At 22.3% G+C, this 458-nt stretch carries 1 protein-coding gene; it reads left to right on the plus strand.

Annotation, left to right across the window (positions count from 1 at the left end):
* A partial coding sequence (locus OL66_RS03495) for an SVM family protein (RefSeq protein ID WP_156956366.1) occupies positions 1 to 285 on the plus strand: 285 nt, incomplete at its 5' end.
* Positions 286 to 458: the final 173 nt, after the last annotated feature.

A 458-nucleotide genomic window follows, 5' to 3' on the forward strand; every position in this document is an offset into this window, starting at 1 on the left:
ATAATAAATATTTATTTGTTTATTTTCTTAGGATTATTATTTATTATTAATAATCAGAAAGTTATGGCAATGGAGAATAATTCTAAAGACAAATTAAAAAAAGATATCGATATTATAGAGAAAGCAATAGATACATTAGAGGAAAATGTTAAATATTTCACAAAAAAAGGAATTCAAATTAATTTAGATAAATTAACGAAATTGTTCTCTAATAACAAAAAAAGAAATATATATCAGCAACAAAATATTGTGTCAACTTCACAACCTCATAAAAAGAAAAAATAACAATCCGTTAGAAATAATAAATAATGCTAATAATCCATAAATTACCTCGACAAAATCTTATTTTATAACCAAAGACCCTTCTCAGGGTCTTTTTTTATTTAACAACACACAAACTTGGAAAGGAAACAAAAACCATGTTAATTAAAAAAATCTTTCAATCTTTACCTAGTAAT

This window comes from Chrysanthemum yellows phytoplasma (genome assembly GCF_000803325.1).
Lineage (GTDB): Bacteria > Bacillota_I > Bacilli_A > Acholeplasmatales > Acholeplasmataceae > Phytoplasma > Phytoplasma asteris.